General features: G+C 68.9%; 21 protein-coding genes. 10 read left to right on the top strand and 11 right to left on the bottom strand.

Going from position 1 to position 22,821, the window contains the following annotated elements:
• Nucleotides 1–103 precede the first annotated feature (103 nt).
• Genes ACFYRH_RS27900 through ACFYRH_RS27890 form a run of 3 tightly spaced genes read left to right on the top strand, consistent with a single transcriptional unit; the run spans nt 104 to nt 2,746 of the window.
• A complete protein-coding gene (locus tag ACFYRH_RS27900; protein ID WP_387781510.1) occupies nt 104–1,432 on the top strand; it encodes a 2-isopropylmalate synthase in 1,329 nt (442 codons plus the stop codon).
• On the top strand, nt 1,420–2,196 hold the full coding sequence (locus ACFYRH_RS27895) for an ABC transporter ATP-binding protein (RefSeq protein ID WP_387781508.1): 777 nt from the start codon (nt 1,420–1,422) through the stop codon (nt 2,194–2,196). The genes ACFYRH_RS27900 and ACFYRH_RS27895 overlap by 13 nt, the downstream gene beginning before the upstream one ends.
• Nucleotides 2,197–2,254: 58 nt before the next feature.
• Nucleotides 2,255–2,746 carry a hypothetical protein gene (locus ACFYRH_RS27890; RefSeq protein ID WP_387781505.1) on the top strand — a complete coding sequence of 164 codons (492 nt, stop codon included), beginning with the start codon at nt 2,255–2,257 and terminating at the stop codon, nt 2,744–2,746.
• Here the strand turns inward: ACFYRH_RS27890 and ACFYRH_RS27885 are convergent.
• A complete protein-coding gene (locus ACFYRH_RS27885; protein WP_387781502.1) occupies nt 2,739–3,437 on the bottom strand; it encodes a DUF1707 domain-containing protein in 699 nt (232 codons plus the stop codon). The genes ACFYRH_RS27890 and ACFYRH_RS27885 overlap by 8 nt on opposite strands.
• Before the next feature lie 194 nt (nt 3,438–3,631).
• Between ACFYRH_RS27885 and ACFYRH_RS27880 the strand changes: the two genes are divergently transcribed.
• Nucleotides 3,632–5,296 (top strand): fumarate hydratase, encoded by a 1,665-nt coding sequence (locus ACFYRH_RS27880; RefSeq protein WP_387781499.1) that lies wholly within the window; start codon nt 3,632–3,634, stop codon nt 5,294–5,296.
• Between the two features lie 839 nt (nt 5,297–6,135).
• Here ACFYRH_RS27880 and ACFYRH_RS27875 read toward each other — a convergent pair.
• From ACFYRH_RS27875 to ACFYRH_RS27850, 6 genes are all read right to left on the bottom strand, one after another.
• Nucleotides 6,136–6,294, bottom strand: coding sequence for a hypothetical protein (locus tag ACFYRH_RS27875; protein ID WP_387781496.1), 159 nt, complete (start codon nt 6,292–6,294; stop codon nt 6,136–6,138).
• Between the two features lie 67 nt (nt 6,295–6,361).
• Nucleotides 6,362–7,027: a DUF402 domain-containing protein gene (locus tag ACFYRH_RS27870; protein ID WP_387781493.1), complete on the bottom strand. Its 666-nt coding sequence runs from the start codon at nt 7,025–7,027 to the stop codon at nt 6,362–6,364.
• Nucleotides 7,024–8,427: a class II fumarate hydratase gene (locus tag ACFYRH_RS27865; RefSeq protein WP_387781490.1), complete on the bottom strand. Its 1,404-nt coding sequence runs from the start codon at nt 8,425–8,427 to the stop codon at nt 7,024–7,026. Before ACFYRH_RS27865 ends, ACFYRH_RS27870 begins: the two co-directional genes overlap by 4 nt.
• A gap of 74 nt (nt 8,428–8,501) precedes the next feature.
• Nucleotides 8,502–9,146: a hypothetical protein gene (locus ACFYRH_RS27860; protein WP_387781487.1), complete on the bottom strand. Its 645-nt coding sequence runs from the start codon at nt 9,144–9,146 to the stop codon at nt 8,502–8,504.
• Nucleotide 9,147: 1 nt separating this feature from the next.
• Complete coding sequence (locus ACFYRH_RS27855) at nt 9,148–9,819, bottom strand: response regulator (protein WP_387781484.1); 672 nt, start codon at nt 9,817–9,819, stop codon at nt 9,148–9,150.
• Nucleotides 9,803–11,005, bottom strand: coding sequence for a sensor histidine kinase (locus ACFYRH_RS27850; protein ID WP_387781480.1), 1,203 nt, complete (start codon nt 11,003–11,005; stop codon nt 9,803–9,805). The genes ACFYRH_RS27855 and ACFYRH_RS27850 overlap by 17 nt, the downstream gene beginning before the upstream one ends.
• Before the next feature lie 148 nt (nt 11,006–11,153).
• Here ACFYRH_RS27850 and ACFYRH_RS27845 point away from each other — a divergent pair, with 148 nt between their 5' ends.
• The 3 genes from ACFYRH_RS27845 (at nt 11,154) to ACFYRH_RS27835 (ending at nt 15,520) form a co-directional block, all read left to right on the top strand.
• Nucleotides 11,154–11,585 (top strand): hypothetical protein, encoded by a 432-nt coding sequence (locus tag ACFYRH_RS27845; RefSeq protein WP_387781478.1) that lies wholly within the window; start codon nt 11,154–11,156, stop codon nt 11,583–11,585.
• Nucleotides 11,582–13,900 carry a glycoside hydrolase family 3 C-terminal domain-containing protein gene (locus ACFYRH_RS27840; RefSeq protein ID WP_387781475.1) on the top strand — a complete coding sequence of 773 codons (2,319 nt, stop codon included), beginning with the start codon at nt 11,582–11,584 and terminating at the stop codon, nt 13,898–13,900. Before ACFYRH_RS27845 ends, ACFYRH_RS27840 begins: the two co-directional genes overlap by 4 nt.
• Nucleotides 13,901–14,002: 102 nt before the next feature.
• Complete coding sequence (locus ACFYRH_RS27835; RefSeq protein ID WP_387781473.1) at nt 14,003–15,520, top strand: alpha-L-fucosidase; 1,518 nt, start codon at nt 14,003–14,005, stop codon at nt 15,518–15,520.
• Nucleotides 15,521–15,524: 4 nt separating this feature from the next.
• On the opposite strand, the gene ACFYRH_RS27830 is transcribed toward ACFYRH_RS27835, so the two are convergent.
• Nucleotides 15,525–16,229: a hypothetical protein gene (locus ACFYRH_RS27830; RefSeq protein WP_387781470.1), complete on the bottom strand. Its 705-nt coding sequence runs from the start codon at nt 16,227–16,229 to the stop codon at nt 15,525–15,527.
• A 216-nt stretch (nt 16,230–16,445) separates the two neighbouring features.
• The gene (locus tag ACFYRH_RS27825) at nt 16,446–17,777 is read right to left on the bottom strand and encodes a PhoH family protein (protein WP_387781467.1); all 1,332 of its coding nucleotides are present in this window, start codon (nt 17,775–17,777) and stop codon (nt 16,446–16,448) included.
• A gap of 409 nt (nt 17,778–18,186) precedes the next feature.
• On the opposite strand from ACFYRH_RS27825, the gene ACFYRH_RS27820 reads away from it, so the two are divergent.
• The gene (locus ACFYRH_RS27820; protein ID WP_387781465.1) at nt 18,187–19,320 is read left to right on the top strand and encodes an NYN domain-containing protein; all 1,134 of its coding nucleotides are present in this window, start codon (nt 18,187–18,189) and stop codon (nt 19,318–19,320) included.
• Here ACFYRH_RS27820 and ACFYRH_RS27815 read toward each other — a convergent pair.
• Complete coding sequence (locus ACFYRH_RS27815) at nt 19,214–19,993, bottom strand: isoprenyl transferase (protein ID WP_387781463.1); 780 nt, start codon at nt 19,991–19,993, stop codon at nt 19,214–19,216. The two genes, ACFYRH_RS27820 and ACFYRH_RS27815, sit on opposite strands and share 107 nt — an antisense overlap.
• A gap of 258 nt (nt 19,994–20,251) precedes the next feature.
• On the opposite strand from ACFYRH_RS27815, the gene ACFYRH_RS27810 reads away from it, so the two are divergent.
• Nucleotides 20,252–20,947 (top strand): hemolysin III family protein, encoded by a 696-nt coding sequence (locus ACFYRH_RS27810; protein WP_387781460.1) that lies wholly within the window; start codon nt 20,252–20,254, stop codon nt 20,945–20,947.
• Between the two features lie 178 nt (nt 20,948–21,125).
• On the opposite strand, the gene ACFYRH_RS27805 is transcribed toward ACFYRH_RS27810, so the two are convergent.
• Nucleotides 21,126–21,563, bottom strand: coding sequence for a MarR family winged helix-turn-helix transcriptional regulator (locus tag ACFYRH_RS27805; RefSeq protein WP_387781457.1), 438 nt, complete (start codon nt 21,561–21,563; stop codon nt 21,126–21,128).
• 90 nt (nt 21,564–21,653) lie between these two features.
• On the opposite strand from ACFYRH_RS27805, the gene ACFYRH_RS27800 reads away from it, so the two are divergent.
• On the top strand, nt 21,654–22,808 hold the full coding sequence (locus ACFYRH_RS27800; RefSeq protein WP_387781454.1) for a phosphotransferase: 1,155 nt from the start codon (nt 21,654–21,656) through the stop codon (nt 22,806–22,808).
• The last annotated feature ends 13 nt before the right edge of the window (nt 22,809–22,821 follow it).

Below are 22,821 nucleotides of genomic sequence, written 5' to 3'. Positions count from 1 at the left end.
CCTCCTTCTTCGCCGCCACGGCGGGAGCTGACTCGATCGGCGCTCCCTCCGTGGAGTGCCGTCACCTGCCGGTCCTGCCCCGCACTCCCCGGAAGGACCCACCATGAACCGCCAGCAGCCCTCCCCCATGCCCAGCCACCGGTACCGCGACGTCTTCGCAAGAGTCCCGGTCCCGCCGGTCGACCGCACCTGGCCGGACCGCCGGATCACCAGGGCCCCGCTGTGGGTCCCGGTCGACCTGCGGGACGGCAACCAGGCGTTGGCCGACCCGATGGACCCCGAGCGCAAGCGCAAGTTCTTCGAGCTGATGGTTGCCATCGGCTACAAGGAGATCGAGGTCGGCTACCCGTCGGCGTCGCAGACCGACTTCGACTTCGTCCGGATGCTGGCCACATCCGATCTCGTGCCGTCCGATGTCACGATCGTGGTGTTCACACCGGCCCGGCGCGACCTCATCGAACGGACCGTCGAGTCCGTCGCCGGAATGCGCGGCGACGTCGTCATCCACCTGTACGCCGCGACCGCTCCGGTGTGGCGGGACGTCGTACTGCGGAAGTCGCGGGACGAGCTGGCGTCGATGATCTACGCCGGGTCCGAGGAGATCCTGCGGCTGACCGGGGACTCGGTGCGGTTCCAGTTCTCGCCCGAGGTGTACAACCTGACCGAGCCGGACTACGTGCTCGAGCTCGCGGACCATCTCACCAAGCAGTGGGACGCGACACCCGAGCGGCCGGTGATCATGAACCTGCCGGCGACCGTCGAGGTCGCGACGCCGAACGTGTACGCCGACCAGATCGAGTACATGCACCAGAACCTGCCGCGTCGCGACGGGGTGATCCTGTCGGTGCACCCGCACAACGACCGCGGTACCGGGATCGCCTGCGCCGAACTTGCCGTACTCGCCGGGGCGCAGCGCGTCGAGGGCTGCATCTTCGGCAACGGCGAGCGCACCGGCAACGTGGACATCGCCACGCTCGCGCTCAACCTGCACGCGCAGGGCGTGGACCCGATGGTCGACTTCTCCGGCATCGACCGGATCCGCGAGGTCGTCGAGTACTGCACCCGGATGCCGATCCATCCACGGCACCCGTACGTCGGTGAGCTCGTGTACACCGCGTTCTCGGGCACGCACCAGGACGCGATCCGCAAGGGGTTCGCCGTCCAGGGTCCCGGTCGGTGGGAGGTGCCGTACCTGCCGATCGACCCGGCCGACGTGGGGCGCGGGTACGAGGCGGTGGTCCGGGTGAACAGCCAGTCGGGTAAGGGTGGGATCGCGCATGTGCTGGAGTCTGTGTACGGCATCCAGGTGCCGGTCGCGGAGGAACGCGCCTTCGCGCAGCAGGTCCAGCGGCATACGGACGCGACCGGGCGGGAAGCGAGCGCGGAAGAGCTGAAGGCGTTGTACGAGGAGGTTTACGGGTGCTCGAACTGAAGGACGTCGACTTCATCCGGGACGGCAAACTGCTGCTCGGCGGGGTCTCGCTGACCGTCGGCGAGGGCGAGCGCTGGGCGCTGCTCGGGCCGAACGGGGCCGGGAAGAGCACCCTGCTGAACCTGTGCGGAGCGATCACCCATCCGACCCGCGGTACCGTCGAGATCCTCGGACGCCGCCTGGGTACGGTCGACATTCGCACCCTGCGCGAGTCGATCGGGCACGTGAACCCGCGGCACCCGCTGCGCTCGCCGCTGAGCATCCTCGACATCGTGCTCACGGGTCTGACCGGGACGATCGAGCGGATGCCGCGCTGGGAACCGGCTCCCGCGCAGGTGCAGCGGGCCCGGGAACTGATCGACCTGCTCGGCATCAGCGCTCTCGCCGCCTCGCCATGGACCACGCTGTCCCAGGGCGAGCGCGGCCGTGCGCTGATCGCGCGGGCGCTCATCTCCGACCCGAAACTGCTGCTGCTCGACGAGCCCTCCACCGGCCTCGACGTCGCAGCCCGCGAACAGCTCCTGGAGACCCTCGACCAGATCGACGTCAGTCACCCGCACCTGGCCTGGGTCCTGGTCACCCACCACCTCGAGGAACTCCCCACCTGCACCACCCACGCGGCCCTCCTCACCGAGGGCCGTGTCCTGGCGGCCGGCCCGGTCGAGGGGACCGTTACCACCGAGCTGATCTCGACCACCTTCGCCCACCCGATCGAGATCAACCGCCACTCCGGCCGCTGGACCGCGACGGCACACCGGAACTGACCGACCCGGAGTACAGTCGTCCTGCTCCGGGGGTGGGGTCACACGGCTGGGGGACGACATGAAGGTGATGGGCGAACGCCTACCCGAGGCATGGCTGGTCGAGATGCACCGCAACGGCCGCGTCGAGTTCCCGGTGCGCCGGTCGGTGTGGGTGCAGGTCCCCGGATTCCCGGTGCTACTGATCGCGCTCAGCGGGGCGATCCACATCCCGTACGTCATGGACAGCGGCGGGCGATGGATCGGGTACCTGATGATCGCGGCCTACGCCTGCGCGTTCGTCGGATGCGTGTGGCAGCTCGTCACCCAGCGGCCTGTCCTGGTTGTCGACCGCCAGGGGATCCACCGCGGGCGTACTCGATCGATGGCGTGGAGCGCGATCGGTTCGATCGGGCTCACCTCCGGGCGGTCCCTGGCCCAGCAGTTTCGGGTGCATCCGAAGAACGTCCGGGCCAGGGATCTGGTCCTCAACAGGATGCACGTGAACGACCTGGAGGCGTTCCGCGGCTGGCTCGAGGAGTTGCTGGCGGAGCAGCGGCGACAGGTCAGGTGAGGCCGAGGCGTTTGCTCAGGCGGGGGCCTCGTTTGATCTTGATCTCGCCGAGGATGGCGGTGCCGCGGATGTGGATGCGCAGCGGCGCGGCCGGCTGGGCGTTCGGGTCCGGGACGGCTTTCAGGCCGGCTTCCTGTTCGGAGACCGAGCCGAGGATGGGGTTACTGTCCAGCAGCACGATCGCGTTCTGCGGGACGCGGATCTTCACGTCGGCGAGGATCGACTTCACGTCGACCTGAATCTCGTCGTACGGGATCTGCGCCTCGGTGTAGTCCAGCGTCACGTCGCCGAGAACTGCGTTGACTTCCTGGCGCTGCGGGACCAGCCAGTTGCCCATCCGCTTGGTGTCGGACAGGAACACGTTGATGACCGGCCCGGACTCGAGCAGCGCCCCGCCGTGCTGCGGGCTCGCGGCCGGCTGCGTCCCCGGGGCCTGCAGACCGTTCGGCAGGTCGGCCGTCAGCTCGACGAGCTCGCCGTAGGTCTTGGAGGCGTACAGCGTCTCGAGCCGCTCCTCGAGCTCGGCGTACGACAGCCGCCCCTCGCCCGCGGCCTCGCGCAGTACGTCGGCGACTCCCTCCCGCTCCAGGTCGGACACCCGGCGCCGCATCGCCAACTCGTCTCCGGTCGGCGCCTGCGCGGGCACCGCATCCTGCGGTCGGTTCTCCTGAGGAACGTCATCCTGAGCCACCCTCAGAACCATACGCGCGCGGCACCGCACCCGCTGCCCGTTTCTTCCCCCATTCGCCCCTGACCACGGCCCTGAATCGGCGCCGCGGAGTGAGGGTCGCCTCACCGGCGGGTGAGACGGAGGTCGCGTCAGCCGGTCCGGCGGGGAGAACTAGGCTTTGGGCGTCCAGTCCACTTCTTCTGGAGGTATGCCCGGTGTCTGCCGACTTCAACTACTCCGATCTGTTGCCCCTGGGTCAGGACGAGACGGAGTACCGGCTGCTGACGACCGAAGGTGTCAGCACGTTCACCGCTGGCGACCGGACGTTCCTGCAGGTGCAGCCGGAGGTGCTGCAGACGCTGACCGCCGAGGCGATGCACGACATCTCGCACTACCTGCGGACGGCGCACCTGGCCCAGCTGCGGCGGATCATCGACGACCCGGAGGCGTCCGGGAACGACCGGTTCGTCGCGCTCGACCTGCTGAAGAACGCGAACATCTCGGCCGGCGGCGTCCTCCCGATGTGCCAGGACACCGGCACCGCCATCGTGATGGGCAAGAAGTCCGAGGGCGTGCTGACCGGTGCGGTCGACGAGGAGTGGATCAGCCGCGGCGTGTACGACGCCTACACCAAGCTGAACCTCCGCTACTCCCAGATGGCCCCGCTGACCATGTGGGACGAGAAGAACACCGGCTCCAACCTGCCCGCGCAGATCGAGCTGTACTCGACCCCGGGCGCCGGCGACCCGGCGTACAAGTTCCTGTTCATGGCCAAGGGCGGCGGGTCGGCGAACAAGTCGTTCCTCTACCAGGAGACCAAGGCGGTGCTGAACCCGTCGCGGATGATGGAGTTCCTGGACGAGAAGATCCGTTCCCTCGGTACGGCGGCCTGCCCGCCGTACCACCTCGCGGTGGTGGTCGGCGGGACGTCGGCCGAGTACGCGCTGAAGACCGCGAAGTACGCCTCCGCGCACTACCTCGACACGCTGCCGACGACCGGATCGCCGGTCGGGCACGGGTTCCGCGACGTGGAGCTGGAGGAGGAGGTCTTCAAGCTCACCCAGCAGTTCGGGATCGGCGCGCAGTTCGGCGGGAAGTACTTCTGCCACGACGTCCGGGTGATCCGCCTGCCGCGGCACGGCGCGTCCTGCCCGGTCGCGATCGCGGTGTCCTGCTCGGCGGACCGGCAGGCGCTGGCGAAGATCACCCCCGAGGGCGTGTTCCTCGAGCAGCTCGAGCGGGAGCCGGCGCGGTTCCTGCCCGACACCACCGACGAGCACCTCGACGACGCGTCGGACGTCGTACGGATCGATCTGAACCGGCCGATGAGCGAGATCCGGGCCGAGCTGTCGAAGCTGCCGGTGAAGACCCGGCTGTCGCTGACCGGCCCGCTGGTGGTGGCGCGGGACATCGCACACGCGAAGATCAAGGAGCGCCTGGACGCCGGCGAGCCGATGCCGTCGTACCTGCGCGATCACGCGGTGTACTACGCCGGACCGGCGAAGACCCCGGAGGGCTACGCCTCCGGCTCGTTCGGCCCGACCACGGCCGGCCGGATGGACGCGTACGTCGACCAGTTCCAGGCCGCCGGCGGCTCCTTCGTCATGCTTGCCAAGGGCAACCGCTCGGCGAAGGTGACCGCGGCGTGCAAGGAACACGGCGGCTTCTACCTCGGCTCGATCGGCGGCCCCGCGGCCCGGCTGGCCCAGGACTGCATCAAGTCCGTCGACGTGATCGAGTACGCCGAGCTCGGCATGGAGGCGATCTGGAAGATCCAGGTCGAGGACTTCCCCGCCTTCATCGTCGTCGACGACAAGGGCAACGACTTCTTCACCGACACCCGCAAGCCGGTCCCGCTGACCGTCCGCCCCCGCAGCTGACCCCACCCCGTCCGCCCCCGCAGCCGACCCCAGCCCGTCCGCCCTCGCAGCCGACCCCAGCCCGTCCGCCCCCGCAGCCGACCCCAGCCCGCCCGCCCCCGCAGCCGACCCCAGCCCGCCCGCCCCCGCAGCCGACCCCAGCCCGTCCGCCCCGCAGCCGACCCCAGCCGCCGTTCGCCCGCGCGGGAGGGGTTATCCGTCCGAGCGGTGGGTTCTCCGCTGGTACACGAACGAGCAACCCCCCACAAGCGCGGATAACCCACGCTCGGACACACACGCTCGGACACCCGCGCGGCGCCGCGATCGCGGTGCGGCGATGCGCCGGGACATCCGGGTGTGACGAGGTCGCGTGAACCGGCACCTCGACAGGAGGTGTCACGCTCCGGGCTAGTGCACCTGAGCGTGAACCGGTCCGCGCGTACGCCGTACCGCGGGTGCACTACCTGTCGACCCGCCCCACCAACCACCCGACCGAGCTGCTGCGCGGCCACACCACCGCTCCCAGGCGGCCCCAAGCATCCGACAGACCGGCGCGCACCCCGCCACCAGCTCTACCAGCGCCCGGCCCGATCGGCCCTCCGCGCGGGAGGGGTTATCCGTCCGAGCGGTGGGTTCTTCGCTGGTATACGAACGAACAGGCCCCAACAAGCGGGGATAACCCCTTTTGCGCGCGCGGTGCGGTGCGGCTCGCGGTGGGTGGGTTGGCTCCTGGAGTGGCGCCGGGGCTGAGGCGTGTGCCGGTGGCGTGGCGGGCTGAGGCGTGTGCCTTGCCGGGGCTGGGACGGGGCGCGGGCGTGAAGGGGCGGCTCGGCCTGGTGGTGGTCGACGTGTGGGAGGGGCTAGCTGGCTTGGCTGTCTACGTGCTCCGGGAGCTTGGCCAGCAGGGCGCGGGTGGCCTTGACCAGGTCCGCCTCGTTGTGGCCGAACGCCTGGAGGTAGCAGTTCAACGCGGAGCGCATCAGCTGCAGCTCCTCGGCGTCCAGCTCGATCGTCTCCATCTTTCCAAGGTAAGACGGATCGCAGGAGTTGCAACCGCTCGTGACCCAGCCGTTGCCCGGCCGCCGGTCAGCTGTGCAGTTCCGCTGCGACCAGGGTGGGCCGGTGACTGGTCGGCGCGGCCGGCAGCGGCCAGTCGGGCGGGGCCGTCCAGGTCTGCCAGTCGTCGGAGAACGGCGCCGTCCACGCCTCGATGTCCCGGATCGCCTTATGGGCGTCGGCGACGATCTGCTCCGCCTCGGCGAGCGTGAAGCGGCCGGCGGTGACGGCTCCTTCGAGCTCGTCCTCGTCCTTCCAGTCGATGCTGCGGTCCGGGTTGATCCACAGGTCAAGCACATGATCGACGGTGCTGGTACGACGGGAAGCCCAGTCCCGCACGTGTTCACGCTCGAGGTTCACGTACCACCCGAGGAAGGTCCGGTCCGCGGCCCAGAAATACCAGACCGACCACGGCCTGCCGGGCGGCGACACCTTGAGGATCCCGGTGCCGTGCCAGATGTCGAGTTTCAGCACCCGATCCGCGGTGAACATCCCCTCCGGACCGGCGTGCCGGAGCTCTCGTCCGTCGGCGAGGACCGGTTTGAGCAGCGGCGTACCGGGGGCGAGCCAGGCGACCAGACCGTCGGCGTCGTCGCGCACGACCGTCATCGGTCGCACGTTCGGCAGGTCGGCGTGCCGCCCGGCGCCTTCGTAGACCCACTCGATCGTCGTCCCCGGCTCCCAGTACCGCGTCACGAGGTGGCCGGCCGGGTCATGGACAGTACGTCGAGGGCAGCGTCCAGCTGTTCCTCGGTGAGGTCACCCTTCTCGACGTGCCCGTTCTCGATCACGACCTCACGGATCGTCTTCCCTTGTTTCAAGGCGCTCTTGGCGACCGCGGCCGCGTTCTCGTAGCCGATGTAGCGGTTCAGCGGGGTGACGATCGAGGGCGACGACTCGGCCAGCGCGCGGGCGTGGTCGACGTTGGCGGTGATGCCGTCGACGCAGCGGTCGGCGAGCAGGCGGGAACTGTTCGCCAGCAGGGTGATCGACTCCAGCAGGTTACGGGCGATCACCGGGAGCATCACGTTCAGCTCGAAGTTGCCGCCGGCGCCGGCCACGGTGATCGCGGTGTCGTTGCCGATCACCTGGGCAGCGACCATCAGGGTCGCCTCGCAGATCACCGGGTTCACCTTGCCCGGCATGATGCTCGAGCCGGGCTGCAGGTCCGGCAGCGCGATCTCGCCGAGCCCGGCGCGGGGGCCGGACCCCATCCAGCGCAGATCGTTGCAGATCTTGGTCAGGCTGACCGCGACCGTCTTCAGCTGCCCCGACAGCTCGACGAGCCCGTCCCGCGCGCCCTGGGCCTCGAAGTGGTCCTCGGCCTCGGACAGCTCCAGCCCGGTCCGCCGGTTCAGCTCGGTGATCACCGCGGCGGCGAACCCGGGCGGCGTGTTGATCCCGGTCCCGACGGCGGTGCCGCCGAGGGGCAGCTCGGCGACCCGGGGCAGGGTCGCGCGGACCCGGGCGGCGCCGCGGCGGATCTGCTGTGCGTACCCCGCGAACTCCTGGCCGAGCGTCACGGGTGTCGCGTCCATCAGGTGCGTTCGCCCGGACTTCACCACCTCGGCGAACTCGGACCCCTTCCGGGACAGCGAGTCGGCGAGGTGCTCGAGTGCCGGCAGCAGCTCCCGGACGACGCCGGCCGTGGCCGCGACGTGGATCGCCGACGGGAAGGTGTCGTTGCTGGACTGCGACGCGTTGACGTGGTCGTTCGGGTGCACGTCGATGCCGGACTCGCGGGTGGCGAGGGTGGCCAGGACCTCGTTGGCGTTCATGTTCGTCGACGTCCCGGACCCGGTCTGGAAGACGTCGATCGGGAACTCGGCGTCGAACTCCCCCGCGGCCACCTGGTCCGCGGCGGTCACGATCGCGGCGGCGCGGTCGGCGTCGAGGACACCGAGCGAGGCGTTCACCACCGCGGCCGAGGCCTTGATCTGCGCGAGCGCGTGCACGAGCTCCGGCGCGAGCGGCCGGCCGGAGATCGGGAAGTTCTCCACCGCGCGCTGCGTCTGCGCCCGCCACAACGCGTCCCGAGGCACCTTCACCTCGCCCATCGTGTCGTGCTCGATCCTGAACTCCGCATCATCACCCATACCTGCAGAGTACGTCGCTCACCGTCGCCGGAACGCCCTGATCGACAAGCTGTGGACAACGCCACAGGCCCGGATCAGCTGCCTTGATAGACGTAGTACAGCTCGGAGCGGCCCTGGAGATCGACGGGCACGGGTTTGACCACGCAGGCGCCGAACGTTGCGCTGACCGCCGACTCCAAAGCGTTCGACGCGGACGAGGACCACACGGTCAGCACTCCGCCGGCGCGGAGCTTCGTACGGCAGGTCGTGAGGAAGCCAGACGTGTAGATGGCCGAGTTCTCTTTGTAAACAAGGAAGTCCGGCCCGTTGTCGACGTCCAGCAGGATCGCATCGACGGAGCAGTCCGAGAGGCCGGTGACGACGTCCCGGACGTCTCCGACCACGACGGCGACCCGTGGGTCGTCGAGGATCGAGGGCACCAGCCCGGACCGCATCCAGGACACCAGGTCCGGCTCGATCTCGGCGACGACCACCTCACCGATCCGGTCATCGGTGAGCAGCGCACGGACCGTATAGCCGAGACCGAGCCCACCGACGAGCACGCGGTCGGGGTGCGGCACTGCTTCCAGCGCCGCCGACGCGAGCAACTCCTCGCTGGACGTCTCCTGGTCGTCCATCACGAACACACCGTTGACCCGGAGTTCCAGCGCCCCGTCGTCGTCCCGCCGCCGCAGAACGAGCTCGCCACGCTCACTACGACCCCGCGCGATCTCTGCCACGTCACACCCCCAGACCGGCGTCGTGAGCCAACAGTGCGAGCTGCACGCGGTTCGTGAGCTGCAGCTTGGCCAGCGAGTTCGTCAGATGCGTCTTCACCGTGGCGATCCCGAGGTCCAGTGCCACCGCCGCTTCCGCATTGCTCTTGCCTTGGGCCACAGCCAGTACGACGTCCCGCTCGCGCTCGGTCAGCTGCGCCAGCGCCGCGAGTGCCGCCGTACGCCGGCTGTCCTGATCGACGGCGCCGATGTGGTCCATGAGCTGTCGGGTGGACTGTGGTGAGAGTACGGACTCACCAGCCGCCACCTTCAGCACCGCAGCGACGATCTCGGCCGGCGCGGCGTCCTTGAGCAGGTAACCGGACGCACCGGCGCGCAAGGCCTGCAGCAGGTACTCCTCCGATCCAAATGTGGTCAGCATGACCACCTCCGGTGCACCGGGTCGCCGACGGATGACTGACGTCGCAGCCACCCCGTCCAGCACTGGCATCCCGATGTCCATCAGTACGACGTCCGGCCGCAGATCACGTACCGCGTCCACTGCCTGCTGCCCGTCAGCGGCCTCACCGACCAGCTGCAGCTCCGGCGCACCGGTCAGCATGCTGGACAGCCCTGCCCGGACCAGTGGATCGTCATCGACGAGCAGGAGTCGGACCGGTTCAGTCACGCCCGTCATCGTAGGCCACCCAGGGCAGCCAAGCCGCCAGCCGGAACTCTCCGTCAGCGGTCGACCCGTGCTCAAATCGACCGCCGGCCAGCGATGCCCGTTCTGCCAGCCCGATCAGCCCCACCCGCGACCCAGGCCCCGCCACACCGTGCTCCAGCGGATTCGACAGCTCCACGGACAGTCCAGCCCCCGGACTGCCGCTCAGCACCACCCGGACCGTCTGGTGTGGCGCATGCTTCCGCGCATTCGTCAGCCCTTCTTGGACGATCCGGTACGCATGCCGCCCGATGGAGTCCGGTACGGCAGCGAGCTCGACACTCACCTCGAGCTCGATCCGCATCCCAGCGGCCCGTGACTCGTCCACCAGCTCGTCCAGCTCGGCAATCCCCCGGCGTGGCCCGTCAGCGGTGTGCTGAGACCGCAGTACGCCGACAATCTCGCGCAGATCGTCCACGCAGTCGCGCGCACTGGACCGGATCACACCAGCCGCACGCGACAGCTCAGCAGTTGGCATGTCCGGCCGGAACTCGAGAGCACCCGCGTGCATGCTCAGCAACGACAGCCGATGCCCCAGGGCGTCATGCATCTCCCGCGCGATCCGCTCCCGTTCCCGCCGCTGCCCTTGCTCGACACGCAACTGCTGCTCCGTCTCGGCCCGAACGGCGCGCTCGGTCAGCGACGCCATCAGCTGCCGACGGGTCCGGACCACGATCCCCCACGCGACCAGGACCAGACACGCCAGCGCAGTGAAGGTGACCGCGATCCAGTAGCCATTCGGCGTGTTCGCGACCGGGTAGAGCCAGAACTGCAGCATGCAGGACGCCATCGCCAGTGCACCGAGCGAGAGGCTCACGGCCGGGCGCCTGTGCACAGCAACGTTGACGAGCGCCAGTCCGCCCGCGCCACCGAGTGATGGGACCAGCGTGGACAGCAGGATCATCACCAGGGCCAGCCCGACCGGCCAGCGGCGGCGGAGCAGCAGCGAGAGTGCGCCGGCGATACACAACGACAGGTCCAGCCAGTGCGGCAGCGGACCGATCCGTGGCGGCGGGTTCACGTCTCCGATAGCGGCCAACCCGAGCAGGAACGCGATCACCACACAGGCGACATCCACGACTCGGTCGCGCGGGGTCAGCCGCCCGTAGCCCGGCGCGGCCCGCGATCCGGGGGCGATCAGCGCGGCGAAGATGTCCACCGGGCTGACGGTAGCGCCTCGACAGCCCGGTTCAGCGGCGCTACGGCGTACCGCGAGACTTTCGGTGGAGGCAGAGGTCCGCCGAACGACGGGAACGGCGTACGGCGGACTGATCCCCCGGCGACCGCCGGACGGCAGTGTTACCGGCATGATCCTTGCCGAAAGCACCTTCCGCGGGACGACGGCCGCGGAGCTGGCCGCGCGGACCCGCTGGGACTCCTTCAAGGCCGCTGTCGACCAGCGTGCCATCTTCCCGCGGTCCGGCACGATCCGGCTGCACGCTAGCCATCTGGAACTGAACGGCTGGGACCAGGGTCGCGACATCACCGTCCATCCCGCCGAACTGGGGTCGGTCAGCAACGACTTCACCGACCTGTACGGGCGCTTTCTCGGCGGCGGCTCCAAGACCCTCGGCGCACCGCTGATCCTCGAGCTGCGGTCCGGGACCGTCCTGTACCTGCTGGTGAACCACCGCTGGTTCACCGAGCGCACCGACAACGCCCTGTGGACCGGACGGCTCACGCAATGGCTCGCCACCAATCACCGCGAGCACCAGGCGACTCCGGAGTCCGAGTCATGACCGCGCGTCTGAGCCGCCGGGGCTTCGTAGCTACCGCGGCAGGAGCGGTCGCGGCCGTCAGTGGCGCCACATCCGCGGCCGCAGCACCCACGAAGGTCGCTCCCCTGCCGCCCGAGACCCGGCGCCGGATCGACGCACTGATCGCGGCGATGTCGGTCGGCGACAAGATCGCGCAACTGAACGTTCCCGTGGTCGTCCCCGGCGACGCAGGCACTACACCGATCGCAACGGCCGCCGATCAAGACCATTACATCAGCGGCGGCTGGGTGCACAACGGACTGACGCTCGGACCGGGCGGCGGATTCTTCGGGCTCGTCAACGAGTCACTCTTCGGCAGCATCCCGCTGGAGCACCCGAAGACGCCACGCCGGCAGGCCGAACGGCACAACGAGCTACAGCGACTGGCGCAGGCCACCCGCCTCAAGATCCCCGTGCTGCAGATCAGCGAAGGCACCCACGGCTCGATCGGGCCGGGGGCAACGATCTTCCCGGAGGGACTGGGCCTGGGCGCGACCTGGAACCCGGATCTCGTCGGCCGGGTGTACGGCGCGGTCGGGGCGGAGGCCCGCGCCGTCGGGATCCACGCGATCAGCACGGTCACGGCCGAGCTCAACCGCGATCCGCGCTACGGCCGGTCGATCTGGTCCTTCGGCGAGGATCCGTACCTCGTCGCCCGGTACGTCGAGGCTCTGGTCCCCGCGGCGCAGGCAGACCTGCGGACCGGCCCGGTGGTGTCGCTGTGCACGTTCCCCGCCGAGTCGCCGAACGTCGGCGGTCTGGAAGGGTCGTCGATCGAGCTCGGCGAGCGGGAACTGCGGCTCATCCATCTGCCACCGTGGCGGGCCGGATTCGCGGCCGGGTCGCTGATGACCGAGGCGAGCGAACAGGTCATCGACGGGATGCCGGTGCACGGCTCACCGAAGTACCTGACCGCACTGCTGCGCGACGAGCTCGGTTTCGGCGGTGTGGTGATCGGGATCGGCTTCGGCGGGCTGATCAGGGACCGGCTCGCCGCCACGCCCGCGCGAGCCGGCGCCCTCGCGCTCCGAGCTGGTGTCGACATCAGTCTCGGCTGGGATGACGCCTACCTCGACGGCCTGCAGGAGGGCAGGGTCGATCTGCTCGACCGGGCTGTCCGACGAGTGCTGACGCTGAAGTACCGCCTTGGCCTCTTCGACCAGCCGTATGCCGATCCGGACCGGGCCGAGGCGATCGTGAACCAGCCCTCGCACCGGCGACTGGCGCTCCAGGCGGCGCGGGAGTCGATGGTCCTGCTCCGCAACGAGAGGAACCTGCTGCCGCTCGGCCCGGGCGTTCGCCGGCTCGCGGTGATCGGCCAGAACGCGGACGACGCGCGGAACCTGCTCGGCGACTATTCGGCCTGGCCGGCGCTGCACGACGTACCGACGATCCTGAACCGGCTGAAGGCGACCGGGCGTCAGGTCACTTACGCGCACGGCGCTGCGACGACCGGGACCGATCGGTCGGGTTTCGCGGCCGCGGTCGCCGCGGCGAAGGACGCCGACGTCGCGATCGTCGTACTGGGCGAGGAGACCAAGGGCGGCTATCTGAACCCCGGCCGGACGAACGGCGAGCTTGCCGACGTCGCGAGTCTGGATCTGTCCGGCGTTCAGCAGGAGCTGCTGGAGGCCGTCCACGCGACCGGAACTCCCGTCGTCCTCGTCCTGGTCAACGGGCGTCCGTTGTCGGTCCGATGGGCGGCGGAGAACGTGCCCGCGATCCTGGAGGCCTGGCTCCCCGGCGAGCAGGGCGGGCAAGCCGTCGTCGACGTCCTCACCGGCGTGGTCGACCCCGGCGGACGGTTGCCGATCACCGTCCCGCGAAGCGTGGGCCAGCTGCCGATCTACTACAACGTCAAGGGTTCCCGAGCCGCCGCGGACGACTACGTCGATCTGCCGTCCACACCGCTGTACCCGTTCGGTCATGGACTCAGCTACACGACGTTTGCCGTCAGCAACGTCCGGCTGAGTCGTGACCGGATCGGCCGGAACGGGTCCACCGAGGTCCGGGCGGAGATCCGTAACTCCGGGCAGCGCGCCGGCACCGCGGTCCTCCAGCTGTACGCGACCGACGACGAGGCGAGCGTCGCCGTACCCGCCCTGCAGTTGCGCGGGCTGGCCAAGGTGAGCCTTGAGCCCGGAGCCGCGGCGACCGTGGTGATCCCGCTCGCCGCCGCGAACCTCGCTCTGGTCGACGCCGACAACCGAACCGTGGTCGAGCCGGGCGCGTTCACGCTGCACGTCGGAACCTCGGCGGCCGTATTGCCACACAAACTCCAGCTGACTGTGATGTGAGTGACCAATGAATCGAATCACCATCGTTGCCATGAACAACATCTGCGTCCGCGGGGCTCGGTCATGAGGCGGCTCGGGAGGTTTGTCCTGCGGTTCGCACTGGTGGTCGTTGTCTTGGTGCTGATCTTTGCCGGGTGCTCGGCCGTGTGGACCTGGCAGGACAACCGCCGGGCCGAGATGACGACCAACGGGCCGTACGAAGCGACCGTGGAGTCGCTGAACAAGCATCCGTTGCCGGAGTGGTTCGCCAACGCCAAGTTCGGGATCATGATCCACTGGGGGCTCTACTCGGTGCCGGGCTTCGCCACGAAGGGCACCACGTTCGCCAAGCTCCTCGAGACGCAGTACGGGAACGCGATGACGCACAACCCGTACGCCGAGGACTATGCGAACGCGATGAAGGACCCGGACTCGCCGACCGGCCGGTATCACCGCGAGCACTACGGCGACGCGCCGTACAGCGACTTCACCAAGCAGTTCGACGCCGGACTGGCGCAATGGAATCCTGATCGGTGGGCAGCACAGTTCAGGGCCGCCGGAGCGTCGTACATCGTGGTGACGGCCAAGTACGCCGACGGGTACTCGCTGTGGCCCACGCAGGTCCGCAACCCACACGCACCGGACTTCCACGCCCAGCGGGACCTGATGGGCGAGCTGGCCGCGGCAGTGCGCAAGCAGGGGCTCAAGTTCGGCGTCTACTACTCCGGTGGGGTCGACTGGACGTTCCAGCGCAAGACCGTGAAGACGCTGGGCGACTACGCCTACCTGCACTACGGCGAGGACTACCGCAAGTACGCCGAGGCACAGGTCCGCGAGCTGATCACGCGGTACAAGCCGGACATCCTCTGGAACGACATCTCCTGGCCGACCGGCTCCAAGCGGCTCTACTCACTGATGGCGGACTACTACAACACCGTCCCGGACGGCGTCGTCGACGATCGCTGGGGTACGGCGTCGTTCGGCCGGCAGCTGCTGGGTGTGCAACCGCTGCGCTGGGGCTTTGACCAGCTCATGAAGGGCCTGTTCAAGCTGCCTGGTGTGGCGGAAGGCGTCAACACCCAGAAGCCCGCTCCGCACAGTGACTTCCGCACACCGGAGTACACCGACTTCGACACCATCCAGGACAAGTTCTGGCAGCAGGACCGCGGCATCGGCGGCTCGTTCGGCTACAACCGCGAGGAGACCGGCCAGGACTACGCCAAGCCGGCGGATCTGATCGGGTCACTCGCGAAGGCCGCGGCCAACAACGGCGCCCTGCTGCTGAACGTCGGACCGAGCGGGGGTGCGGGCGAGATCGTCCCGGAGCAGCTGAGCCGCCTCACCGCGATCGGAGCCTGGCTGAAGGTCAACCGGGAGGCCATGGACGGCACCCGTCCCTGGACGCGCCCGTCGGCGACCACGGCGGCCGGCGATCAGGTGATGTTCACCCAGAAGGGCAAGGCGGTGTACGCCGTCGTACTCGGGCAACCGAAGGGGGACATCGTCCTCAAGGACATCAAGCTGAGCGGTCAGGCAAATCGGGTGGGTGGGCAACCGATCACGCTGACAACCACCGGCGCGGACACCGTGCTGAAGGCTGCCGGCGACGGAAGCTTCGGTCCGGTGTTCCGGATCGGGTGACGGGTCAGTACCAGTTCTTGGCCACCGAGTGCGCCCACGCGGAGCACGGCGAGCCGTAGGTGGCCTCGATGTAGTCCAGACCCCACTTGATCTGGGTCACCGGGTTGGTCCGCCAGTCGGAGCCGTACGCGGCCATCCGCTTACCGGGCAGGGCCTGCGGGATGCCGTACGCCGAGGACGTCGGGTTCGCCGCGCTGACCTTCCAGCGGGACTCCTTGTTCCAGAGCTTCTCCAGGCAGCTGAACTGGCCCTGACCCCAGCCGTGGTCGGGGAGGAGGTTCATCGCGACCTCCTTCGGCGTGCCCTCGTACTTCTTCCGCTCGGCGTCCCGGCTGGCGCGCTCCTCGCTGGCCGAGCGGGCGGCCCGGGCCAGCGCCTCGTACCGCTTCAGCGCGGCGTTCTTGCCGGCCATCTTCAGGTCGGCGGCGTTCTGCAGAGCGACCTGCTGCTGGGCGATCGCCTCGACCTGGTTCCGCATCCGGACCGCGTCGGCGGCGGCGTCAGCGGCGGAGGATGACGGCGCGGTGGACGGCTTGTCGTCGGAGGCGATCACCTTGCCGCTGTTGATGACTGCCATCTCCGCGCGGCCGGACACCTGCTCCGACGCACTGCTGCTCCCGGGGGAGCTGAAGAGATCGACACCGACGACCACGGAGACCACGGCGATTCCAGTCACTGCCAGAACCGCGACGGAGCGCTTCGCTTTCATCTGTCCTTCCGAGAAAACCCGACCCCCGTCGGCTGCAACGAGAACATACTCTGGCGTAAACCGTCCGTGATCACAAGCAGGTCACGAACGAACGGTGCGGTCGCCGCGTGGCGACCGCACCGTTCTTACTCTCGCTTTACAGAATGCTATGACCCAATAACTCAGACGCTCCTTACAGATACCGTCGGCACCGAGACCATCGGCCCACCGCCCCGGTCACAGCTGCAGGTCGTCGAGCATCTCGGTGACCAGCGCCGCGATCGGCGAGCGCTCCGAGCGGGTCAGCGTGACGTGCGCGAACAGCGGGTGACCCTTCAGCTGCTCGACCACCGCGACCACGCCGTCGTGCCGGCCGACCCGCAGGTTGTCCCGCTGGGCGACGTCGTGGGTGAGCACCACCCGCGAGTTCGCGCCTACTCGGGACAACACCGTGAGCAGCACGTTCCGCTCCAGCGACTGCGCCTCGTCGACGATCACGAACGCGTCGTGCAGCGACCGGCCGCGGATGTGGGTCAGCGGCAGCACCTCGAGCATGCCCCGGTCGATGACCTCGTCGATCACGTCGCTGCTCGTCAGCGCGCCCAGCGTGTCGTAGACGGCCTGGGCCCACGGCTGCATCTTCTCCGACTCCGAACCCGGCAGGTACCCGAGCTCCTGGCCGCCGACCGCGAACAGCGGCCGGAAGACGACGACCTTCTTGTGCTGGCGGCGCTCCATCACCGACTCCAGGCCGGCACACAGCGCGAGCGCCGACTTACCGGTACCGGCGCGGCCGCCGAGCGAGATGATCCCGACGTCGGGGTCCAGCAGCAGGTCGAGCGCGACCCGCTGCTCGGCGGACCGGCCGCGGATCCCGAACGCCTCCCGGTCGCCGCGGACCAGCCGGATCCGCTTGTCCGGCATCACCCGGCCGAGCGCGCTGCCACGGTCGGACAGCATCACCAGTCCGGTGTGGGTCGGGAACTCCCCGGCCTCCGGCAGCTCGACGTTGCCGTTCTCGTACAGGTCGTCCACGACGTGTGTCTCGACCTCGAGCTCGGCCATTCCGGTCCAGCCCGACTCCAGGGTCAGCTCGGCCCGGTACTCCTCGGCCTGCAGACCGCACGCCGACGCCTTGACCCGCATCGGCAGGTCCTTCGAGACCAGCGTCACGTCCTTGCCCTCGGCCATGAAGTTGCAGGCCACGGCCAGGATCCGGCTGTCGTTGTCACCGAGCCGGAAACCGGCCGGCAGGGTCTCGGGGTCGGTGTGATTCAGCTCGACCCGGAGAGTTCCACCCTTCTCCCCCACTGGCAGGGGCGCGTCCAGACGTCCGTGCAGGATCCGGAGCTCGTCGAGCAGTCGCAGCGCGGTGCGGGCGAAGTAGCCGAGTTCCGGGTGATGCCGTTTGGCCTCCAATTCGGTGACGACGACCACCGGGACGACCACCTCGTGCTCGTCGAACCGCAGCATCGCGTGCGGGTCGGAGAGGAGCACCGAGGTGTCCAGCACGAACGTGCGCTGGTCCGGTGTGGATGAGGTACTTGACGCCTTGGCGTGGATGGCCATGTCGCACGTCCTCTTCTTAGGCCGTGACGTGCACCCTCGCCCCGGCCCGCCAGTGGTTAGGTGATGGACCGGGTGCTGCCCCTGGGGTCCGGTGCAGACCCCGTCCGCGCCGCGTGACGAGCGGCAACGGCAATCAGTGAGCTCGAGACCAGAGGTCTCGGGTACTCCGTTCGGCCCCTCACAGGGCCACCGGCTGGGACGAGATTCTCAAACTGATCGGGCCTCCCGGACAGCCGGCTTCCCCTCCGACCGTCTCTGCCAGAGTAGGAGGGTCCCGCAAACGGCGCAGCCCGACACGCCCGGCCACGGGGTTAACAGGGCGTTACGCCTTCCGGGTTGCTTCTTCCGGGGGACCTTGATCACTCCACCGAGTGATCCGGTACGTGTCCGCGCAGGCGACTCTCGGTGCATGAGGAAGAACTGGCCGTCGTGGACCGGGTACGCCACCGCGCTCTGGTCCCTGGGGTACGGCGTACTCGGGCTCTACTGGACCCTCGGCGGCGCGGGCTACCCGTTCGCGCCCGTCCCGGACGATCGCGCGACAGCGTCGATCCTGGAGGGTACGCCGGTCCACGTCGTCGCACCCGTGATGGCTGCGATCGGCCTCGGCGGCGTGGCGCTCGCGCTGGTCATGGCACGCCGTACGCCGCGCGGGTGGGTGCTGCAGACAGTTGCCGCCGTACTCGCGGTCGTACTGGCGTTGGTGATACCCGACTACACACTGATCGCCATGGTCGCGCTGGCGCCGGCACTGCTCGTGTTCGCGTTCACCGGCGTACCGGGGGCGCAGGGTGGGGTCGGCGACATCCTGTACTGGCACCGGGTGAACCTGATCGTGCTGTTCGTCGGCGGCCTGCTCTGGGCGGCGACCGCCCTCGCCTACCACCGCCGGAGCCGAGGTCTGTGCGTCTCCTGTGGCCGGGGAGACGCCGAGCCGGCGTGGACGAGTCCGCCGGCCGCGCTGCGCTGGGGCCGGTGGGCCGTCGCCGTCGCGGTGGTGGCGAATCTTCCGTACGAGTTCACCCGGATCGCCTGGTACTTCGGCTGGCCGGTCGGCATCAGCGGCGAGTTCCACCAGATGATGGCCGACACGCCGGGGATGCTCGAAATGGGGCTCGGCCTGGCCGTCATGGGTCTCGCCGGCGGTGTCCTGACCCACGGGCTCGTCCATCGCTGGGGCGAGGTGTACCCGCGGTGGATCTGGCTCCGGGCGGGCCGGCGCGTTCCGCCGTACCTCGCGATCATCCCGGCGTCGGTCGTCGCGGTCGTGCTGATCCCGGCCGGACTGATGAACGCCCGGCTGCCCCTCGACGGCGACAACTGGGCGATCAACGCCCCGGGCGTCCTCTGGACCGTCTGGGGTGCGGCGCTGGGCGTCGCGACGTACGCGTACTACCTCAGACGCCGTACGGCGTGTTCGCGCTGCGGCCGCGGTGTCAGGTCCCGAACCGGCGTTCCCGCTGGGCGTAGCTCCGGACCGCGCGCAGGAAGTCGACGTGCCGGAAGTCCGGCCAGAGCGCCTCACAGAAGTAGAACTCGCTGAGCGCGCTCTGCCAGAGCAGGAAGCCGCCGAGACGCTGCTCACCCGAGGTCCGAATGACGAGGTCGGGGTCCGGCTGACCCTTCGTGTACAGGTGCCGGGCGATGTGCTCGACGTCGACCCGGTCCGCCAGCTCCTCGATCGACATGCCCTTCGCCGCTTCTTCGAGCAGCAGCGAGCGGACCGCATCGGCGAGCTCGCGACGGCCGCCGTACCCGACGGCGACGTTGACCAGCATGCCCTGGACGTCCTGAGTGGCGGTCTCGGCCGCCTTCAGCGCCTCCGCCGTCGTGCCGGGCAGCAGGTCGAGCGCGCCGACCGGGTGGATCCGGTAGCGGCCGATCGCGGTCAGCTCCTCGACCGTCTGCTCGATGATCCGCAGCAGCGGCTCGAGCTCGTCCGCCGGACGGGTCAGGTTGTCGGTGGACAGCATCCACACCGTGACGACCTTCACGCCGACGTCGTCGCACCAGTCCAGGAACTCGGAGATCTTGTTCGCCCCGGCCTCGTGGCCGCGCGACACCGGGTCGCCGCCCTGGCGGGCCCAGCGCCGGTTCCCGTCGATGATGACGCCGATGTGCCGGGGAATCCGGTCCGGCGCCAACGATCGCCGCAGCCGGCGCTCGTACAGTCCGTAGACCGCGTCGCGCAGCTTCTGTTTGCCAGGTGTCCGCATGGGCAGGATGCTCTCCTCAAAGACTCTCGATCACGAGGCTAGCCCAGATTCACCCGGTGCGAGAGGCCCTGGAGTGGCTCACGGAAAGGTGCCAGAAAGGTCGAACTTTCTGCGGAGTTCGTGCATCGTAAACGCGGGGGACCTGCACTCGGGCGGTGACTTCGCCTACATTTCGTTCTTCCGGCCGATGTTACCTACGGTGCCGTAGGTTACGGTTGCGTAGGTACGAACCGCCCGACACCCCTCGAAAGGACGGCGATGACCGCTACCAGCGCCCAGCCCCAAGACCTCGGGCACCGGCTCTCCGGCCGGCTCGGGCCGCTCAAGCCAAAACTTCGTGGCTGGCTACACGCCGGCACCTTCCCGTTCGCCACCGCCGCCGGCATCGTGCTGATCTGCCTCGCCCCACACGCGAACGCCCGCTGGGCCGCCGCGGTCTATACCGCCGGCTCGATGCTGCTGTTCGGGATCTCCGCGCTGTACCACCGGTTCTACTGGGGCCCGACCGGCGAGGCGATCCTGCGCCGGCTCGACCACAGCAACATCTTCCTGCTGATCGCCGGCACCTACACCCCGCTCGGGATGGTGCTGCTGCACGGCAAGGACCGGGTGCTGTTGCTCGGGCTCGTCTGGGGCGGCGCGACACTCGGGATCCTGTTCCGGATCTTCTGGCTGAGCGCACCGCGCTGGATCTACACCCCGATCTACCTGGCCCTCGGCTGGGTCGCGATCTTCTGGATGGGCGACATCTACCACGCCGGCGGCGCGGCCGTCGTCACCCTGATCGCGGTCGGCGGCGGCCTGTACTCGATCGGCGCCGTCGTCTACGGCACCAAACGCCCCAACCCGTCACCCCGCTGGTTCGGCTTCCACGAGATCTTCCACGCCTTCACCGTCGCCGCCTTCATCTGCCACTACATCGCCGTAAGCATCGCGACGTACCACGCCGGCTAACCCCACCGCCGCGTTTGGGGGGACCGCGGCCGGGGGTTTGAACAGGTACTGGGGTGTGGGGACCTGGTATTACCTGTGCACCGGGACTGCTTCCTGTTCACAGACCCTCGGCTCGCAAGGCCGCCGAACCACCGAGTCGTGGCACATGGCAGGTGGACATGGCGGATGTGGGGCCGGGTCAGGGGGTTAGGTCGTGGAGCATTTGGCGTAGGGCTTGGTAGCGGGCTGGGCCGAGGTGGTCGGACCATTGGCTCTCGACTCTTGCGATGGCGGCTCGGCTGAAGGCGACTGCCTCGTCGCCGAGGGGTGTGCGGCGGACCAGACGGACGCGGCGGTCGCCCCGGAGTCGGTCGGATTCGGTGTAGCCGAGTTTCTGCAGGTAGTCGACGTGCTGACCGAGGCCTTGCTTGGTCATCGCGGCAACCTCGGCGAGGTCGGTGATTCGGGCGCCGTCGGGTGGGATCAGGTCGAGGAGGCGGTAGTGCGAGACGCGCAGGCCGGGGTACTGCTGCTCCGCGGTGGCCAGGATCTCGGCGCGGATCGCACCGAGGGCTCTGCCGAGGAGGTTCGCGATGTGATCGGAGCCGACGCGGGGGCCGTCGTTGACGGAGGTCATAAAGCAACTTTACTATGCCGATAGTAAGGCCGCTTTACTTCCAGCGTTGTCGCGCTGACCACGGCGGAGTCGGAGGTATTTGGGGGGACCATGATCGCGGAGTTGGCACCGTTGGGCCGGGACGCTCTGGGGGCAGCGGACCTGGCCGCGCTCGTGCGGACGATCACCGGGGATCCAGCGGCCGTGCCGGGCACGGTCCGGGTCGTTCCGGTCGACTACCCGATCGGAACACCGAGCACCGAGTCGTTGCATCGGGTGTTCGGCACGACAGCCGGCGGCCAGGAGTGGTCCTGCTTCGTCAAGAAGCTCCAGTCGGTGCGCCACTCCCCGATCATCGAACTGGTGCCGCAGGAGTACCGGCAGAGCTTCATCGACTACATGCCGTGGCAGCTGGAGATCGCCGTCCATCGCAGCGGCGTCGGCGACCTGATGCCTGCGGGCATGCGGCTGGCAACCGCCTACCGCATCGACCTGTACGACGACGATCGCGGCACGTTGTGGATGGAGAACGTCGTCCAGGAATGGGGGCCCTGGCCGATGGAACGGTTCGAGCGCGCGGCGTACCTGCTCGGCCGGTTGTCCGCGCGCCGGCAACCGCATCTCGTCGAACCGCTACTCCCCCGCGACTCGTCCAGCACTCCCGGCTACGCGCTGCGCTACTACGCCGACGGGCGCGTCCTGAAGTCCGCACTGCCGGCGCTCGCGGATCCGCGGACCTGGCGGAATCCGCTGCTCAGCGCAGCCGTCTGCCATCTCGGTGACCACAGCCTGCGTGACGATCTGCTCGACATGGGAGCCCGGGTTCCCGCCGTACTCGATGCGCTCGAGGCGTTGCCGCAGTGCTACCAGCACGGTGACGCGAGCCCGCAGAACCTGCTGGTCCCCCAGGACGCACCTGACGAGTTCGTGGCGATCGACTGGGGCTTCGACTGTCCACAGGCGGTCGGATTCGATCTAGGCCAGTTGCTGATCGGGCTGGCGCATGCCGGCGAGCTCGCGCCGGACGCCCTGCCGGCGGTGCATCGCGTGATCCTGAAGGCGTTCCGGGACGGCCTGGCGATCGAGGGGATGCAGGTGTCCGAGGAGGAGGTGCTGTACGGGTACCTCGGCTCGCTGCTCATCCGCGCCGCCTTCACCGCTTTGCCGCTCGAGCTGTTCGGCAAGGCCGACGCGTCGCCGGAGCTGTTCGAGCAGCGGGTCCGGTTGACCCGCGCGATGGTCGACCTGGTGTCGCCGGTCGTCTGACGATCACATCTCA

The sequence above is a fragment of the Kribbella sp. NPDC004875 genome (assembly GCF_042873375.1).
Taxonomy (GTDB): domain Bacteria; phylum Actinomycetota; class Actinomycetes; order Propionibacteriales; family Kribbellaceae; genus Kribbella.
This window is presented reverse-complemented; position numbering and strand designations above follow the sequence as displayed.